The sequence below is a fragment of the Brachybacterium sillae genome, assembly GCF_025028335.1.
GTDB lineage: Bacteria > Actinomycetota > Actinomycetes > Actinomycetales > Dermabacteraceae > Brachybacterium > Brachybacterium sillae.
In genome coordinates, this window is record NZ_JAFEUW010000001.1 from 2,339,619 (window position 1) to 2,355,649 (window position 16,031).

Annotated in this window: 11 protein-coding genes and 6 pseudogenes; 6 read left to right on the top strand and 11 right to left on the bottom strand. The window is 66.8% G+C overall.

Annotated features, from left to right (window positions below):
- Positions 1-189 precede the first annotated feature (189 nt).
- Positions 190-923 (top strand): annotated as a pseudogene (locus JSY14_RS10770) (IS5 family transposase); the annotation flags it as partial.
- A 49-nt stretch (positions 924-972) separates the two neighbouring features.
- On the opposite strand, the gene JSY14_RS10775 reads toward JSY14_RS10770, so the two are convergent.
- Positions 973-2,220, bottom strand: a complete 1,248-nt coding sequence (locus JSY14_RS10775; protein WP_259559030.1) for an IS256 family transposase — start codon at positions 2,218-2,220, stop codon at positions 973-975.
- Between the two features lie 130 nt (positions 2,221-2,350).
- A pseudogene (locus tag JSY14_RS10780) lies at positions 2,351-2,677 on the bottom strand (transposase); the annotation flags it as partial.
- Between the two features lie 120 nt (positions 2,678-2,797).
- Between JSY14_RS10780 and JSY14_RS10785 the strand changes: the two are divergent.
- Positions 2,798-4,210, top strand: coding sequence for an IS1380 family transposase (locus JSY14_RS10785; protein ID WP_432803636.1), 1,413 nt, complete (start codon positions 2,798-2,800; stop codon positions 4,208-4,210).
- 528 nt (positions 4,211-4,738) lie between these two features.
- Complete coding sequence (gene msrB / locus JSY14_RS10790) at positions 4,739-5,164, top strand: peptide-methionine (R)-S-oxide reductase MsrB (RefSeq protein ID WP_259559031.1); 426 nt, start codon at positions 4,739-4,741, stop codon at positions 5,162-5,164.
- Between the two features lie 175 nt (positions 5,165-5,339).
- Here the strand turns inward: msrB and JSY14_RS10795 are convergent, their stop codons facing one another.
- The 3 genes from JSY14_RS10795 to JSY14_RS10805 all read right to left on the bottom strand — a co-directional run bounded on the left by JSY14_RS10795 (position 5,340) and on the right by JSY14_RS10805 (position 7,371).
- A complete protein-coding gene (locus tag JSY14_RS10795) occupies positions 5,340-5,804 on the bottom strand; it encodes a YkgB family protein (RefSeq protein WP_051050204.1) in 465 nt (154 codons plus the stop codon).
- A 297-nt stretch (positions 5,805-6,101) separates the two neighbouring features.
- Positions 6,102-7,061, bottom strand: coding sequence for a TetR/AcrR family transcriptional regulator (locus tag JSY14_RS10800; protein ID WP_259559036.1), 960 nt, complete (start codon positions 7,059-7,061; stop codon positions 6,102-6,104).
- Complete coding sequence (locus tag JSY14_RS10805; protein WP_160119514.1) at positions 7,033-7,371, bottom strand: transposase; 339 nt, start codon at positions 7,369-7,371, stop codon at positions 7,033-7,035. The genes JSY14_RS10800 and JSY14_RS10805 overlap by 29 nt, the downstream gene beginning before the upstream one ends.
- 220 nt (positions 7,372-7,591) lie before the next feature.
- Between JSY14_RS10805 and JSY14_RS10810 the strand changes: the two genes are divergently transcribed.
- A complete protein-coding gene (locus tag JSY14_RS10810; protein ID WP_259559037.1) occupies positions 7,592-8,839 on the top strand; it encodes an IS256 family transposase in 1,248 nt (415 codons plus the stop codon).
- An 85-nt stretch (positions 8,840-8,924) separates the two neighbouring features.
- On the top strand, positions 8,925-9,902 hold the full coding sequence (locus JSY14_RS10815) for a magnesium transporter CorA family protein (RefSeq protein ID WP_259559039.1): 978 nt from the start codon (positions 8,925-8,927) through the stop codon (positions 9,900-9,902).
- Here JSY14_RS10815 and JSY14_RS10820 read toward each other — a convergent pair.
- From JSY14_RS10820 to JSY14_RS10835, 4 genes and pseudogenes are all read right to left on the bottom strand, one after another.
- A pseudogene (locus JSY14_RS10820) lies at positions 9,899-10,303 on the bottom strand (integrase core domain-containing protein); the annotation flags it as partial. The gene JSY14_RS10815 and the pseudogene JSY14_RS10820 sit on opposite strands and share 4 nt — an antisense overlap.
- 19 nt (positions 10,304-10,322) lie before the next feature.
- Positions 10,323-11,629, bottom strand: a protein-coding gene (locus JSY14_RS10825; protein ID WP_432803630.1) for an IS3 family transposase whose coding sequence is annotated in 2 segments (ribosomal slippage) — positions 10,323-11,335 and positions 11,335-11,629 — 1,308 coding nt in all. Because the reading frame shifts where the segments join, the coding sequence is not laid out codon by codon here.
- 53 nt (positions 11,630-11,682) lie between these two features.
- A pseudogene (locus JSY14_RS10830) lies at positions 11,683-12,288 on the bottom strand (helix-turn-helix domain-containing protein); the annotation flags it as partial.
- Positions 12,289-12,402: 114 nt separating this feature from the next.
- Positions 12,403-13,298: pseudogene (locus tag JSY14_RS10835) on the bottom strand (IS5 family transposase).
- 251 nt (positions 13,299-13,549) lie between these two features.
- Here JSY14_RS10835 and JSY14_RS10840 point away from each other — a divergent pair.
- Positions 13,550-14,122 (top strand): MOSC domain-containing protein, encoded by a 573-nt coding sequence (locus JSY14_RS10840; protein ID WP_011117093.1) that lies wholly within the window; start codon positions 13,550-13,552, stop codon positions 14,120-14,122.
- A 213-nt stretch (positions 14,123-14,335) separates the two neighbouring features.
- Here the strand turns inward: JSY14_RS10840 and JSY14_RS10845 are convergent.
- Positions 14,336-14,707 (bottom strand): annotated as a pseudogene (locus JSY14_RS10845) (integrase core domain-containing protein); the annotation flags it as partial.
- Positions 14,704-15,953, bottom strand: a protein-coding gene (locus JSY14_RS10850) for an IS3 family transposase (RefSeq protein WP_259559042.1) whose coding sequence is annotated in 2 segments (ribosomal slippage) — positions 14,704-15,644 and positions 15,644-15,953 — 1,251 coding nt in all. Because the reading frame shifts where the segments join, the coding sequence is not laid out codon by codon here. The pseudogene JSY14_RS10845 and the gene JSY14_RS10850, both read right to left, overlap by 4 nt.
- Between the last annotated feature and the right edge of the window lie 78 nt (positions 15,954-16,031).

The following is a 16,031-nucleotide window of genomic DNA, read 5'->3' on the forward strand; positions in this document are numbered from 1 at the left end:
CAACGGCCCCCCTCCCGTGCGGCAGGGGGGGCGTTGCTACATCCGGTCGGGCCGCTGGAACGGTCATGCCGCCCATCGCTCCGGGTCGCGTCGAAAGGAGATAAGCCGCGCCCGGTGACGTTGACGGCCCGCCGGGGGTCTAGGGCGTGTCTGAGAATAGATGCACGAGTCAGCTGAGACCCTGGGGACATGTCCCGGTTCCAGATGCTCTCCGACGCCCAATGGGAGTTGATCGCCCCGATGCTCCCGACCCGGACCGGCCGCGCCGGCAGGCCGTTCGCCGACGCCCGCACCATGGTGGAGGCGATCATCTACCGGTACCGGTGCGGAATCGCTTGGAGGGATCTGCCCGAGGTCTACGGGCCCTGGCAGAGAAGTGTGGACCTGGCATCGGCGCTTGGCCGAAAAAGGCACCTGGGACACGGTGCTGGCCACGCTGACCGCCGCCGCTGACGCCGAAGGCCTGATCGATTGGTCGGTCTCGGTGGACTCCACGATCGCCCGCGCCCACCAGCACGCGACGAACATCACCCGCCACACAGGGGGATGGATCGAACTACAAGAATCCGCGTGAGGAGCCGGCCGATCACGGCATCGGGCGCTCCCGTGGCGGGCTGAGCACGAAGATCCATCAGCTCGTCGATGGGACCGGGCTGCCGCTGGTCAGCCTGATCACCCCCGGCCAGGCAGGGGACTCCCCGATGCTGCTTCCTCTTCTGGAGCAGCTGCGCGTGACCCGGCCAGTAGGGCGGCCCCGGACCCGCCCCGAGGCCGTGCTGGGCGATAAGGCGTACTCCTCCCGGGCGATCCGCACCCACCTACGTGCCCGTGGGATCAAAGCGGTCATCCCCGAACCGGCCGACCAGCAGGGCCACCGCAGACGGCGCGGTGCCCGCGGCGGGCGCCCCGTCAGCCTCGACGCGGGTCAAGTCCCTCGAAGTGGTGTAGCGGTTGGATCCTTCGTGGGGGTGCTCAGGCGCTGAGCTCGAGGGCGGTGTCGGTGTCCACCTCGTCTCCGGTGTTGCTCACGGGGGTGAGCCGGCAGCGGTGCAGGACTTCGAGGCCGAGGTAGCGGCGGCCCTCGGCCCACTCATCGGTCTGCTCGGCCAGCACCGCACCGACCAGCCTGACGATGGCTGCCCGGTTGGGGAAGATGCCCACCGCGTCGGTGCGGCGGCGGATCTCGCGGTTGAGCCGCTCGGCCGGATTGTTCGACCAGACCTGCGTCCACACGTCCTTCGGGAAGGTCGTGAAGGCCAGGATGTCCGCCCGGGCAGCGTCCAGGTGCTCGGCCACCGCCGGCAGCTTCTCGCTCACGTAGTCCAGCAGTCGGTCGAACTGGGCGTCCACCGCCTGGGCGTCGGGCTGGTCGTACACGCTGTGCAGCATGGCCTTCACGGCCGGCCACATGTTCTTCGGGGTGATGCCCATCAGATTCGCTGCGTAGTGGGTGCGGCAGCGCTGCCAGGTCGCGCCGGGCAGGTTCGCGGCAATCGCCTCGCGCAGTCCGGTGTGGGCATCGGAGGTGACCAGGCGGACCCCGGCCAGACCGCGGGCCACGAGGTCGGCGAAGAACTCGTTCCACGCCGCCCCGGTCTCACTGGTGGCCACGCGCAGGCCCAACACCTCGCGGTGGCCATCGCCGTTGACCCCGGTGGCCAGCAACACCACCGCGTTGACCACCCGCCCGCCCTCGCGGACCTTCATCGTCAGCGCATCCGCGGCCACAAAGGTGAACGGTCCCGCCTCCCCGAGCGGCCGGTGGCGGAAGGCCTCCACCTGCTCATCGAGGTCCGCGGCCATCCGGGACACCTGGGACTTCGACAGGGCGTTGATGCCCAGCGTCTTGACGAGCTTGTCCATCCGGCGGGTGGACACCCCGGCCAGGTAGCAGTCCGCCACCACCGTGATCAGCGCCGACTCCGCGCGCTTGCGGCGCTCCAGCAGCCACTCCGGGAAGTACGTCCCAGAGCGGAGTTTGGGGATGGCCACATCGACGGTGCCGACCCGGGTGTCCAGGTCCCGGTGCCGGTACCCGTTGCGCTGGGTAGCTCGGCCCGGGGTGGGTTTGCCCCATTCGGCACCGACCACCGCGTCGGCGTCCGCGGAGAGCAGGGTGTTGATCATCGTCTGCAGCAGGTGGCGCATCATGTCCGGGGACGCCTCGGACAGGGCTTCGCGCAGCAGGCCGGCAGGGTCGAGAATATGAGGAGCGGTCATCGTGATGACTCCATTCGAGGGTGCTGTGAGAGGTTCACTCGAAGGATCACACGGTGGCCGCGTCCACGTCCGAGACGACGTGGCCAACCACCGGGCGCTACACCACTATGCGGGACTCAACTTCGGAAATCTGCTCCAAGAGCGCGTGTGCTTTTCCCATGATGTCCAGGGCGGTCTCGGTGGTGGCCAGCTTCTGCTGGGAGGCGGCCAGCTGGCGGCGCAACCGGGCGATTTCGGCCTGCTCCGCACTCGGCCGGCCAACGGCTTCATCGGCCGCCTTGCCTTCGAGCACGCCAGCATCGCGCATCCGGCGCCATTCGCTGATCAGCGAGGAGTACAGGCCCTCCCGGCGAAGGTAGGCCCCACCCTGCTGCTCCTGGCAGGCCTGTTCGTAGGCGGCCAGATGCGCCAGCTTCTGCTCCGGGGTGAAGCTCCGGCGCCGAGCCGGGCCACCAGCCTCGAGATTTCACGGGGGTGTGGTCTCGACCGGCGGAATGAATGGCGAAAGGTGCTCCTGGCCTGGGATGATACGGGTTGTTCAGATTCGTATTGATCCGCTGGAAGGAGCACCTTTCAGGTGTCCCACCCTACCTTGTTCTTCTACCCCCGTCCGCGGGTGGACGTCGCTGAGGTCCCGGCGGCCGCGCATGCGGGCGCTGTGCTGCTGACCGACACGATCCACGCCACCGGCCTCGCTGCTTCGCTGCGGGAAGCTCTGGATCCGTGGACGAAACCGCTGGCCGAGCACCACGCGGCGAAGGTCCTGCTGGATCTCGCACTCACTCTCGCGATCGGCGGGGAGCATGCTTCGGATGCTGATCTGCTGCGATGCGAACCGGACCTGTTCGGAGACGTCGCCTCGACCCCGACGATCTCCCGCATGCTCACCACCCTCGCCCAGGACGCGCCCACCGTGATCGAGGCGATCTCCCAGGCCCGCCGGGCCGCGCGGGAAAGAGCCTGGACCCTCGCCGGAGACCATTCCCCGGCTGCGGGGGTCAGTGCGAAGAACCCGCTGGTCATCGACCTCGATGCCACCCTGATCAACGTCCACAGTGAGAAGGAGCAGGCCGCACCGACGTTCAAACGCGGGTTCGGCTATCACCCTCTGTGCGCGTTCCTGGACCACGGCAGCGAAGGGACCGGGGAACCACTGGCGATCCAGCTGCGCCCCGGCAACGCCGGCTCGAACACCGCCGCTGATCACATCACCGTCACCCGGCAGGCTCTCGCGCAGCTGCCTGCGGGCCTGCTGGCCCGGGGCGGGCGGGGGTCGAAGAAGATCCTGATCCGCACCGACGGGGCCGGCGGCACCAAAGACTTCCTGGCCTGGCTCCAGCGGCAGCGTCTAGCCTACTCAGTCGGGTTCACCCTCCCCGCGAACACCCCTGACCTGCTGAAACGCCTCGACGAGGCGGAGGCGTGGACCCCCGCCTACGACACCGATACCGACGGGATCCGCGACGGGGCATGGGTGGCGGAGCTGACCGGGCTGCTGGACCTGTCCGGGTGGCCTGCCGGGATGCGGGTGATCGTGCGGAAGGAACGTCCTCATCCTGGGGCGCAGCTGCGGATCACCGATCACGAAGGGATGCGCATCACCGCGTTCGCCACCAACTCCCCGCGCGGCCAGCTCCCGGTCTTGGAGCTGCGGCACCGTCGCCGTGCACGCTGCGAAGACCGGATCCGTAACGCCAAGGACATGGGCCTTGAGAAGTTCCCGCTGCAGTCCTTCGCGCAGAACCAGATCTGGTGCCAGATCATCCAACTCGCCAGCGAGCTCGTCGCCTGGATGCAGACCATCGCGCTGACCGGCCATGATGCACGGAAGTGGGAGCCCAAACGGCTCCGCGCACGGCTGTTCGAGATCCCCGCGACCCTCGTGCGCCGCGCCCGGCACAAGGTCCTCCACCTCGCCGAACATGCACCCGAAGCCGTGAGGGTCCTGACCGGCGTCAACCGGCTCCGCACCACCGTCGCACAGACCTAACCCGGCGAGACCACCCGCCCCTACGACCAGCAGCTCCTCTTCTCGGGAGTGGAACCCGACCGCCCGCAACGGACACTGCGACGATCTGTCACACCCGAATGCCAGAATCAGCAGCTGAACACCGGCAACGACGCCGACCCACCCCGCTCACCAGCCCCATGAAACATCGAGGCTAACCCGGCGAGACCACCCGCCCCACCGACCAGCATCAACCTCTCGGGAGTGGAACCCGACCGCCCGCAACGGACACTGCGATGATCTGTCATACCCGAATGCCAGAATCAGCAGCTGAACACCGGCAACGACGCCGACCCACCCCGCTCACCAGCCCCATGAAACATCGAGGCCAGCACGAGGGTGAGCGTCACTCATCTGTCCATCATCGGCGATCGCGGACAACGGCGGGGCGAACGTGGAACTACTCATGGTGATCGATCCTGAATCTCGCCCTGCGTCAGGCGGACTTGCTGTGAACCACTGGACTCAACTCACCCTGACACGCAGGGGCCGGGGACCGTTGAAGCCGTCATGAACACTGGATACGACAACTACCGGCCCGAGGTGCACAAGAGTGTGGAGCAGTGGCGTGAGGAACTGACGCCGCAGGAGTTCCAGGTACTCCGGAAGGCGGGCACCGAGAGGCCGTACACGGGCCAGTACTACGACGCGCACACCACCGGTGTCTATCAGTGCCGGGCGTGTGGCCAAGAGCTGTTCACCAGCACTGATAAGTTCGACTCGCACTGCGGGTGGCCCTCGTTCTGGGCTCCCCTGGCCGAGGACAGGGTGCGTTACCTACGTGATCGGTCCTTGGGGATGGAGCGCATCGAAGTGCGCTGTTCCCGATGCGACTCCCACCTGGGGCACCTCTTCGAAGGTGAAGGTTTCCAGACCCCCACCGATCAGCGGTTCTGCATCAACTCGATCTCCATGAAACTGATTTCCTCCGACTGAGTGGCCGCCCACCGGCTGAACCCTCAGCGCGCCGGCTCCAGGGCTTCGCCGCCGCCGGCGCGCTGACCAACCGGCCCCCAGGTCACCGGGGCAGAGAACATGGGCCGGGACGGGGTACCGCACCAGCAGTTCCCGTCCCGGCTCGTTCCGGGTCACGGCAACGGTCGTTTCCGGGCTACCGGCGACGGGCGTGCTGCAGCGACTCGGCAGCCGTGAGGATGGATGCCCCCAGAAGCACGGTGTCCTTGAGCAGGAACTGCCCCACCATGGACAACTTGGTTTTCCCGTGGTTCTCCTGCTGCACTCCCGGGGTCGTGGCCATGAAACTGAGCGTGGTGACGAACATCCCTACCGCCCCGAGGCTGCCCAGGGCCGAAGCGCGCGGGGCGAGGGGCTTGGCGGCGATGAGAGCTCCCATACCGATCTCGGCCACCCCGATCAGCTGCGCTGTCTTCTTCTCCCCCAGCTTCTTGAGCACCCCGGAGAACAAGGGGCTGGAGGTGACCAGGGGCCTGATGTTCTCCATCTCGTAGTCCTGGAATTTCAGGGAACCGATCCAGACGAGGTTCGTCACCAGGGAATAGCGCAGTACCGAATTCCCCATCTGCTCGATCCCCGTGGTGGAAGTGTTCTTCGTCATCATTTTCTTGTCTCCTCGTTTTTTCTTGTAGATATCACTCGGACTTGAAAAGGAACCCACGGTTCCATGCTCATGCAGCACCTGGTTCTGCACCGGCAACCCGCGGTTTCCCACCGACGCAGCGTGGTACGCACACCCCGTCTTCCGCGTTGTCTGTGCCGCAACCCTTTCCCCGGGCCACCTGCGGAACTCGCGCGCACAGGCGCGTCGGGACGACCTCGTCGGCTTCGTGCGCCACCTCACGTGCTTCCGGACGCATCATGGTCCGGAATCGTCGTCGCCAGGTGTCAACAGGGCTCATCCCTTCCGAGCTATCGGCCTGCGAGTCGAACCGTGCCCATGAACAACTTCGCAGGCCATGTCGGCGGCCAGCTCGACCAGCGCAGGATCCCGTGTCATCTTGGCGGACGTTTTCGCCCCGTCGTACAGCACCATCACCTTGTCCACCGCGGTCGAGGACCCGTCCTCCCCGAGCAAATGGGCGATATGTGAGGCCAGTGCTTCCCGGTAATGAGCGATCACCTGGCCCACCCCGAGATCATCCGGGCGTTCGATGGCGGCGTTCATGAACGGGCATCCGTGGAACGTGCCGGCCAGAACATCGACAGAGATTCCATCGAAGAAGACTCTCAAGCGCTCAGTCGCGCTGGCCCGGGGGTCGTCCCTGGTTTCGGAAGCGGCTTTCCAGGTGGCCTCCTCCTGCTGGAGGTAAGCCACTACCAGAGCCTGTTTGTTGCCGAAGTGGTGATACATGCTGCCCTTGGCCACGCCGACCTCAGCGATCACCAGATCGATGCCGGTGGCATTGATGCCGCGTGTGTAGAACAGCCGGCGGGCGGTCGCCATGATCCGCTCACGAGCTCCCGTGGACCTCGCAGGCGACCGGTTCGGCGCAGTGGCCTGGGCTTCGGGGATGACTGCCATCATGCGCACCATGCTAGAGGCTTCGGCGCAGGTGCACAGTAGAGCGTGCTCGAGGGCCTGCAACGGCAATGCCTCGGTGGGCAGGCGGGCCGCGACGGCCCAGCCGACGATCCGCCGCGTGCGGACGTCCGTGAAGAGCGCGGCGTCGCAGAGCCCTTTCGGGATGCGAACGCAGGTGAACTTTGCGGCCCAGATGCCGCGGGCAGAGGCTGGGCGCTGCTTCGCGGCTCGGCAGCCGCGGGAGGTGAGAAACCCACATTCTGTCGTGCCGACCACGCGGCAGACAGCCTCGAAACCGAATTGTTCACGGTGCATATCGATGAACCGGATCATTTCGTCGTGGGGCGATCGGGCTGCGCGGATAAAATGCCGATGCCTTCTTCAAGATCTCGTTCGCACGGCGCATGTCGGTCACTTCGCTCCTCAGCCGGCGATTCTCCTCCTCGAGCGATTCCTGCGGACGGGACGATCTCTCGGCGGGGCCGTAGCGGTTGCACCAGCTCCGCAAGGGCTCCTCACCGACGCCGAGCTCGGGCGCGACGGCGCGGGTCGACTGCGCTCCTGGGCCACTTTCAAGGGCGTGGCGGTCGTAGACCATGCGGACCGCACGATCACGCAGCTCCGAGCAGAACTTCGTGGGCATACTCCAGTTCTCCTTCGTGAGACTCGGGAAGGAGACCCAGCGCGCTACAGCGTCCTGGCCGGCATCGTGAGCGGCTCTGGCTCTCGCATCTCCCCTCAGTTGAGTCCCGGATAGTGGTGTAACCCTCCCCGGTGGCCACGACCATCTTCGAGACGGACGCGGTCACCGTGGGAGCCTTCGAGCGAACCTTCCACAGCACTCTCGAAAGGACATCACCACGATGACCGCTCCTCATATTGTCGACCCTGAACGCCTGCTGCGCGAAGCTCTCGGGGAGGCCTCCCCAGACCTGCTGCGCCACTTGCTGCAGACCGTGATCAACGCACTGCTCTCCGCCGACGCTGACGCGGTCTGCGGGGCCGAGTACGGCAAGCCCTCCGAACACCGGACAGCGCAGCGCAACGGCTACCGCCACCGACCCCTGGACACCCGCGCCGGCACGATCGATGTGGCCATCCCCAAACTCCGGGCCGGCACGTACTTCCCCGAATGGCTCCTCGAGCGCCGCAAACGGGCCGAGTCCGCGTTGATCACCGTGGTCGCGGACTGCTACCTGGCCGGGGTCTCGACCCGGCGCATGGACAAGCTCGTACGGCAGCTGGGCATCGACTCGCTCTCGAAGTCCCAGGTCAGCCGGATGGCACAGGAGTTGGACGAGCACATCGAGGCTTTCCGTCACCGGCCCCTGGGTGAGGCCGGCCCGTTCGTGTTCCTCGCCGCCGACGCCCTGACCATGAAAGTCAGAGAGGGCGGGCGGGTGATCAACGCGGTGGCCATGGTCGCCACCGGGGTCAACGCCGACGGGCGCCGGGAGGTGCTCGGGCTGAGGGTGGCCACCACGGAGTCGGGTGCGGCGTGGAACGAGTTCTTCGCTGACCTGGTCGCGCGGGGTCTGACCGGGGTGAGACTGGTGACCTCGGACTCCCACCGCGGCCTCGTGGAAGCGGTGGCGGCGAACCTGCCCGGGGCCGTGTGGCAACGCTGCCGCACCCATGACGCGGCGAATCTGATGGCCGTGACCCCGAAGAGCATGTGGCCGGCGGTGAAGGCCATGCTGCACAGCGTGTATGACCAGCCCGACGGGCCGGCCGTGCACGCCCAGTTCGAGCGCCTGTTGGACTACGTGCAGGACAGGTTGCCCGCGGTGGCTACGCACCTGGACGCTGCCCGGGAGGACATCCTGGCGTTCACGGGCTTCCCGAAGGACGTGTGGTCCCAGATCTGGTCGAACAACCCTGCCGAGCGGCTGAACCGGGAGATCCGGCGTCGCACGGACGCGGTGGGCATCTTCCCGAACCGGGAGGCGGTGATCCGGCTCGTGGGAGCCGTGCTGGCCGAGCAGACCGATGAATGGGCCGAGGGCCGCCGCTACCTCGGGCTCGAGCTGCTCGCCAGGTGCAGCGAGCCCTGCACGCAGGAATCGGCCACCGGGATGGGCACGGAGGTGATGCCGACCCTGAAGACCTGACCGACTCACGCCCCCATTGCTTCGAAGGCTGTTACACCACTTCCAGGGACTTGACCTCTCCCCTCTGCGCCACTACACTCCCCGGATGACTGAACACCTTGAATGCTCCGGTGGCACCGCACACGCGATGCGACCGCAGGTCCGACCAAAGCAACAGCAGCCGATTGCGGATCTCCGATCATTGATCACGGATCGAGGCGAGGTCGTCGACTGCCAATGTGGGCGCGAGCACACGGTTGACCAACTTGGAACTGAATTCGAGTTCCCGGAGAACATGCGAGAAATCCTGCGTGAAGGAGCCGGTCGCCCTCGCCTGGATGTATTCGGCCCCTCCTTCCTTCTGCGAATAAACCGGATCGCAAAAGCAGGGCAAGAAGATCTACGAATAGAATCACTACACATTGTCTTTCATGACGACTGGCTGGTGGTCTTTGAAGATGTCGACGGAATCGGGACCGCCTGGCATCCGGCGGAAGACAACTCAGGGCGATACTTTGCCGCAGATGAGGCGGAACTGACGCTAACGCTCATCGTCGAGGCCGCGATCGATTCCTATGACTCTGCCGCACTTTCCCTGGAGGACGGCACTGCGGACTGCGAGTCGAGTATTTTCGGGGAATTCGAGAAGGACATCGAGAGCGTTTATCGGCTCGGCTCCGATGCCAGCAAGGTCCGCTCCTCTCTTGCTTCCCTGTGCCGGTTCATCGATCGAATCCCCGCGCCAGGGGCGTCGAAGAACTCAGACTGGTCAGCCGATGCTGCGGCCTTCGCCGAGGACGCAGATGACCTTCTGTCCAGAGTGTCCGGCATCCACGCACGGCTGACACAGCTCGTTACGGTTTACTTGGCCCTAGTGGCCCAGAAACAGAACGAGGACATGAAGCGCATTTCAGGGTGGGCCGCCATCCTATTCACTCCGAGCCTTGTCGGAGCGATATACGGGATGAATTTTGAGTCAATTCCGGAACTTACCTGGGATTTTGGCTACCCGCTATCGATTCTGGCAATGGTCATCATCTCCGCGGGCCTGTACGCCGTCTTCCGCCGTCAGCGTTGGCTCTAGCTGTAGGAGGGCATGACGTTGTTGACTCGGGTCGGTGCCAGTGAGGCCGGAGGAGCCTCTCCGCAGGAGGTATGAGGCCGATGGTAGTTGTAGTGGTTCACCCACACCGCCAGGGCCTCACGCCGAGCTTGCTCTGAGGTATACGGGCGGGCGTAGAGGACCTCATCGACCATCAGCCGGTTGTAGCGTTCGACCTTCCCGTTATGGCGCGGGGTGTAGGGGCGGATCCGGTGGTGCCGGCCCCCGAGCGAGACCACCTTGGCGGTGAACTCCGCGGCCCGGTAGTTGTTCCCGTTGTCCGTGATCACCCTGTCGATCCGGATGCCGTGGGCGGCGAAGAACGCCCGCGCCCGGCAGAAGAACCCGATCGTGGTCACCGCGCGCTCGTCCTCCAACGCCTCGGGTTTGGTGGAGGCTCGGTTAGTTGGTTCCGGCCTCGATGAGGGCGCGGTTGTCAGGGTAGTGGGTGGCCCAGTAGGTGGCCTCGTACTCGGCGGGCGGGACGTGGCCGAGCTCGCCGTGCAGGCGCCGGTGGTTGTACCAGTCGACGTACTCAGCGACGGCGATCTCGACGTCGCTGATGGACTTCCAGCCGCCCTGACGCATGACCGGGTTGCGCACGCACTCGGCCTTGAACAGCGAGTTCAGCGCCTCCGCCATCGCGTTGTCATACGAATCGCCGCGGGACCCCACCGAGGCGACAGCCTCGGCCTCGGCGAGCCGCTCGGTGTAGCGAACCGCGCGGTATTGCACGCCCCTGTCGGAGTGGTGGACCAGACCGGTGACGTCCTGCCCGGCGCGACGCCTGGCCCACAGACCCATGTCCAGGGCGTCCAGGGCCAGGTCGGTGCGCAGCGAGGTCGAGACTTGCCAGCCGACGATCATCCGGGAGAAGACGTCCAGGACGAACGCGGCGTAGACCCACCCGGAGTAGGTGCGGATGTAGGTCAGATCCGCCACCCACAGCTGGTTCGGTGCCTCGGCGACGAACCGCCGCTCGACCAAGTCGGCCGGCCGTGGCGTCTCGGCGCCCTCGCTCAGGGTGGTGCGGCGGGTCTTCTCCCGCGCGATCCCGCGCAACCCGTGAGCGCGCATGAGCCGCTCAACGGTGCACCGGGCCACGGCGATGCCCTTGCGGACCAGCTCGGCGTGGACCTTCCGAGCCCCGTAGACGCCCAGGTTGTCGGTGTGCACGGTCTTGATCTCCTCGATCAGCTCAGCGTCCCGCACGGCGCGCGCCGACGGGAGACGGTTCTTCGCGGCGTAGTAGGTGCTCGGGGCGATCTGCACGCCGGCGTCCTTGAGCACGGCGCAGATCGGCTCGACCCCGAGCCGGCGACCCTCAACGACCCGATCGCGGTGGGTGTCGATGTACTCGACCACCACCTCGGTCGGCACTTCGCGGGCTACTTGATCTTGCGGTCGAGCTCCGCGGCCGCGAAAAAAGCCGCGGACGTCTTCAGGATCTCGTTCGCCCGCCGCAGCTCGCGGACCTCGCGCTCGAGCTGGGCGATCCGCGTCGCGTCATCCGTCGTCGTGCCGGGCCGGACCCCACCATCGATCTCGGCCTGGCGGACCCAGGTCCGCAACGCCTCGGGATGAATCCCAAGCTGATCGGCGATCCGCTTGATCGCTCCCGTGGCCGTCGCAGGGTCCTTCCGCGCGTCCATCGCCATCCGCGTCGCGCGGTCCCTCAACTCCTCGCTGTACTTCCGCGGTGCTGCCATGACTCTCATCCTTCCGTGGAATGAGAGCCTCCATCAGACCCGGGGCGATTCACCTCGGTGTAGGCCAGCCGGGTGTACCCGTCGATCGCCGAATGCAGGTAGGTGTAGCCGACCCGTCGGCCAGGCCCGCGTTTGGCCGCTCGCGCGTTCTCGGAGTCCCGGCCGTGAGCACGCCAGCCTCCCCCCTCGGGGATGCGTCCGATTTTCTTCACGTCCAGGTGCACCATGTGCCCCGGGCCGCGGGCGGTGATCTTCTGCGGTCGTTGGCGCAGGTCCTCACCCGTGGGCGCGAGGTCTGGCAACCGGGAGATGCCCAGCCGGTGCATCCACCTCCCCACGGTACGAAGACACACCCGGTGGCCTTCAGAGACGAGGTGGTGATGGATGCGGCGGGCCGACCACTTCTCCCTGCGACGCAGGGTCTGGATCTGAGCCACCACCTCGGGGTCGAGCTGGGCAGGTGAACGGCGCGGCCGGCTGGGCAGGTCCTGAAGGCCGGCTTCTCCCTGGGCGCGGTAGCGGGCCACCCAGGTGGCCACCGTGGGCCGGCTCACCCGGAACTCGGCGGCCACGTGCGCCTGTGGGATCCCGTCGTGCAGGTGGCGGTGGACCATCCTGAGACGGCCGGTGGGGGTCAGGGGTGCGTTAGCGTGAGTCATGAGCGGGTCTCTTCTGGCAGGTGGGTTGTTGAGGAACTTCCATCCTGCCGGGCGGGGCCCGCTCGTCTCATCTCAGCCCGGGCCTCGTGCCAAGAACCTCATGACCCACAACAGCTAGGGCATGTCTGACAATCGTTTTGACCATGCGAGCACAGCATTCAGGACCACAGCGGCCCTGTAGATGATCGCGTACTTGTCATACCGGGTCGCCAGACCCCGCCACTGCTTCAGGTGAGCGTACTGACGCTCGATGACGTTGCGGCCCTTGTAGGCGTCCGTGTCGAGGCTGACGGGGCGCCCGCCGCGGGCACCGCGCCGTCTGCGGTGGCCCTGCTGGTCGGCCGGTTCGGGGATGACCGCTTTGATCCCGCGGGCGCGTAGGTGGGTGCGGATCGCCCGGGAGGAGTACGCCTTATCGCCCAGCACGGCCTCGGGGCGGGTCCGGGGCCGCCCTACTGGCCGGGTCACGCGCAGCTGCTCCAGAAGAGGAAGCAGCATCGGGGAGTCCCCTGCCTGGCCGGGGGTGATCAGGCTGACCAGCGGCAGCCCGGTCCCATCGACGAGCTGATGGATCTTCGTGCTCAGCCCGCCACGGGAGCGCCCGATGCCGTGATCGGCCGGCTCCTCACGCGGATTCTTGTAGTTCGATCCATCCCCCTGTGTGGCGGGTGATGTTCGTCGCGTGCTGGTGGGCGCGGGCGATCGTGGAGTCCACCGAGACCGACCAATCGATCAGGCCTTCGGCGTCAGCGGCGGCGGTCAGCGTGGCCAGCACCGTGTCCCAGGTGCCTTTCTCGGCCAAGCGCCGATGCCAGGTCCACACTTCTCTGCCAGGGCCCGTAGACCTCGGGCAGATCCCTCCAAGCGATTCCGCACCGGTACCGGTAGATGATCGCCTCCACCATGGTGCGGGCGTCGGCGAACGGCCTGCCGGCGCGGCCGGTCCGGGTCGGGAGCATCGGGGCGATCAACTCCCATTGGGCGTCGGAGAGCATCTGGAACCGGGACATGTCCCCAGGGTCTCAGCTGACTCGTGCATCTATTCTCAGACACGCCCTAGACGGATCCGTCTATTCTGGCTAGACGGATCCGTCTACAATCGTGGCTGGCGCCGCGCCGGAGGCCCGTAAGACAACCGATCCCCCGGGTCTCTGACGGGGCTTGGAGGAGGAAACCTGAACGCTGAAATTCTCGCTATCAACGGTGCGTCCGGTGGTGTCTACGGTGTGCCGGCAACCGTGGTGACGAAGGGAATGATGGCATGATGCAGACCTATCAGTACGACGTGGAGATCCTGCACCTGCTCGTGTCCCCGGGCCATGCCTACTTCGGCCGCGCCCGGGACGGCGCGGCGGACGTGCCCACCACGGATGCCGACCGGGTCGAGCTGGTGGCCGGCAAGGGCGTGGTGGGCGACCGGTTCTTCGGCAAGGCCGCGCACATGGACGCCGCCCTCACCCTGCTCGCCGTCGAAGCACTCGAGGCCATGGCGGCAGATCTGGGCACACCTCCCTTCGACCCGCTCCTGACCCGGCGCAACGTGGTCCTCCGGGGCGCCGAGCTGGCGCCCCTGCTCGGCGGGGAATTCGCGTTGGAGTCCCAAGGTGCTTTCGTGCGGCTGCGGGGTGGGCGGCCGGCCCACCCCTGCGCCTGGATGGACCGGGTGCTCGCCCCGGGCGCGCACGCCGCCATGCGCGGCCGGGGCGGCCTGCGCTGCCAAGTGCTCTCGGACGGGTTCCTGCACCGCGGGCCGGCCGTACTGCACAGCCCTGTCCCGCTCGAGGCCGAACGAGCCGGGGATTCCGTCCGGCGGCGACCGACACGGCTGCCATAGCGCCCCTCGTAGGTGACGCAGCCAGGGACCCCCTTGCTTTACGTAAGGCCCGGCTACCGGTCACCCGCGGCAACGATGACGCAGTTGGGGTTCCCGCGGGGGCCGTACGGGTAGATCGATGTGGCAGTGCGCTGTGTGGCGTATGCCGCCTCGGGATTCCTGTGGCCGCTGGTCGTCTCCGGAATTCTTCAAGGTGTTTGAGGCCAGTGGGTGTCAGGCGGCTACCGGTTCGGCGGCGGTTGGTTGGTTGATCCAGGCGTGGGTGGGTAGCGCGAGGATTTTCGGGTCAGCGGTGGTGGAGAAGCGCTCGGGGTGAGTAGCGCGGGCCGCGGCCAGGGCCGCTGAGCGCTGCTGACTCACGGTCGCGGCGTGGCCGTAGTGGACGTCGGCGGGGGTGTGCAGCCCGATCCCGGTGTGACGGTGTCCGTGGTTGTAGGTCTCGACGAAACCGGCCATGAACGCCCGGGCGTCGGCCAGAGAGCCGAAGCGGTCCGGGAAGACCGGGGCGTACTTCAAGGTCTTGAACCACGCCTCGGAATACGGGGCCTTGCCCCTTGATCGTGGACACGGTGTCGGTTCGGTTATGCCGCTTCCGTGAGGGTAGCTGACCTCGCGGCGTCGTAGGCGTTCTCGTAACTATGTGGGCTCACCTGGCCGATCGTGGAGTGGCGTCGGCGGGTGTTGTAGCGGTTCGCCCATCGGAACACGGCCCGGTAGGCCGTGGCCTGATCTGGAAATGCGGCCCGGCCCTCGAGAAGCTCCCGCTTGAGCGCGGCGTTGAAACTCTCCGCGAGTGAGTTGTCGGCACTCGTGCCCACCGCACCCATGGACTGGACGACGGTGAGCTGCTCGCAGAGGGCCGCGCAGGCCTTCGAGGCGTAGACGCTGCCGTGGTCGCTGTGAAACACGGCGCCGGCGAGACTGCCGCGGTCGCGGGCCGCGGCGCGGAGTGCGTCCTCGACGAGTTCGGTGCGCATGTGGTCGGCGACCTGCCAGCCCGCGAGCTTGCGGGAGCCGAGGTCGATGCACGTCGCGAGATACAGGTTCGACCCGTCTGCGATCGGGAGGTAGGTGATATCGCCGACGTACCGGCGGTTCGGCTCCCCGATCGAGAAGTCCCGGCCGATCAGGTCGGGGAACTTCCTCCCGGACTGGTCCGGGATCGTGGTCTTCACCCGGCGTCGCAGCCGGATCCCCACCAGCTGGTGCTCACGCATCACGCGGGCGACGCGCTTGTGATTCACCCGCTCGGCGGCGGTGGTGACGCCGTCGTTGAGGTCGGCGGTGATCCGGGGTGCCCCGTAGGCGCGGTCGCCGCCCTGGGCGGGGTCCTGCAGCACCCTGATCCGTGCGGCGAGGGCTGTATCTTCGGCCGCTCTCGCCGCCCGTCCCGGAGCCGCCGCGAGCCAGGCGTAGAACGACGACCTCGCGATCTCGACGATCTCGCACAACCGCTTCACGCCGTAGGCGTCCTTGTGGTCCTCGACGAACTGGAAGCGGTTCACCAGTTCGTCTCCCCGGCGAAATACTTCGCCGCCTGACGGAGGATGTCCCGCTCCGTCTCGAGCTTCAGCTTCTCCGCCTTCGACGCCGCCAGTTCCGCCTCCAGCCGCACGATCCTCGCCGCCTGCGACTCCGACCGCCCCGACGTGGGCGGCGACATGGTGCCGGCGGTCGTCGTGCCCGAGCCGTGCTTCTCGACCCACTCCCGCAGCGCACCGCGGGAGATCCCGAGGTCCGCCGCGATGCCATTCAACGTCGCACCGGGCGTCGACTCGTACAAGTCCACCGCCCGCTGCCGGAACTCGTCCGTGTAGTTCTTCCTAGCCATCCCTTGGATTCTCGCTTCCCAATCATCGTGCTGGAATCAGCGTGTCCAAGATCAGGGGTCAAGCGCCACGGGGGCCCT

What these genes read in the sequence shown, in the direction of transcription:
- JSY14_RS10775 (WP_259559030.1), bottom strand. Translation starts at nt 2,220, where the DNA reads ATGACCGCTCCTCATATTCTCGACCCTGCCGGCCTGCTGCGCGAAGCC.
- msrB (WP_259559031.1), top strand. Translation starts at nt 4,739, where the DNA reads ATGAACACTGGATACGACAACTACCGGCCCGAGGTGCACAAGAGTGTG.
- JSY14_RS10795 (WP_051050204.1), bottom strand. Translation starts at nt 5,804, where the DNA reads ATGACGAAGAACACTTCCACCACGGGGATCGAGCAGATGGGGAATTCG.
- JSY14_RS10800 (WP_259559036.1), bottom strand. Translation starts at nt 7,061, where the DNA reads ATGATCCGGTTCATCGATATGCACCGTGAACAATTCGGTTTCGAGGCT.
- JSY14_RS10805 (WP_160119514.1), bottom strand. Translation starts at nt 7,371, where the DNA reads ATGCCCACGAAGTTCTGCTCGGAGCTGCGTGATCGTGCGGTCCGCATG.
- JSY14_RS10810 (WP_259559037.1), top strand. Translation starts at nt 7,592, where the DNA reads ATGACCGCTCCTCATATTGTCGACCCTGAACGCCTGCTGCGCGAAGCT.
- JSY14_RS10815 (WP_259559039.1), top strand. Translation starts at nt 8,925, where the DNA reads ATGACTGAACACCTTGAATGCTCCGGTGGCACCGCACACGCGATGCGA.
- JSY14_RS10840 (WP_011117093.1), top strand. Translation starts at nt 13,550, where the DNA reads ATGATGCAGACCTATCAGTACGACGTGGAGATCCTGCACCTGCTCGTG.